This is a genomic window from Novosphingobium pokkalii (assembly GCF_014652855.1).
GTDB classification, from domain to species: domain Bacteria; phylum Pseudomonadota; class Alphaproteobacteria; order Sphingomonadales; family Sphingomonadaceae; genus Novosphingobium; species Novosphingobium pokkalii.
Map to the genome: position 1 here is coordinate 1 of NZ_BMZP01000056.1, position 765 is coordinate 765.

At 59.2% G+C, this 765-nt stretch carries 1 protein-coding gene; it reads left to right on the forward strand.

Going from position 1 to position 765, the window contains the following annotated elements:
- The first annotated feature begins 151 nt into the window (after window positions 1–151).
- Window positions 152–397, forward strand: coding sequence for a hypothetical protein (locus tag IE191_RS20915; RefSeq protein WP_191326364.1), 246 nt, complete (start codon window positions 152–154; stop codon window positions 395–397).
- Window positions 398–765 lie beyond the last annotated feature (368 nt).

Genomic DNA, 765 nt, shown 5'->3' on the forward strand with positions numbered 1-765 from the left:
GCCAGCGTGACCTGGATTGCACGGAATTTGAGTCAGACCCCCTTTTGCACGCCGGTCCACACTTTACCGCTGGCGGGAGTATGCCGGAAGCGTCGAAGAGCCTCGGGCATGGATTGCCCGAGAAGCCGAGGCCGACGCAGGGCTTGCTGGTTTGATAGAACGTTTCATGCGGTCCGGCAGCTCGCAGAGCGTCGAGGATCGCGTCTCGACGACATTCTTTTATTTCGAGAAAATTGATTTCACCGACTTTTTCGATGATCCTGACCTGCGGGCACGGGTTGCCCGCCTTGATGCGTCCGCTCTGTCTGAAGGGCAGGCCAAGGCAAGGGCGACGCTGATCGAACATTTTGAGAAATGGGCTGATGAAACGGGGAAGGCCAAAGCGCCAAGGGATTAGAAGCAGCCAGTCGATGCGGCTGGAGTGGGCGGCGGCTCGCTCGGTCAATTGACCCAGAGGGACTTAAGACGGCGGAACCATTCGCCTTCGCTCGGAATACAGGCAGGGCAAATAGCAGGTGTCGGCATAAGCCGTCGTTCCCGCTGAGGCATGGAACGGCGTGTTCTGGTCGCGAGTTGCCCCCGGCTGGCGGTGATCACATCACTACAATCGAGGCACTGGCATAGGACGCGATCTTCTCCCATCCCAGCGTTTCGTAGAGTGCCCGACCATCGTCGGTGGCGACCAGCAGTTCGAAACTATGGGGATCGCGCCTAGCCTCGTGCAGGGTCTGCATGAGGACATGCCCCAAGCCTTTGCGACGATGC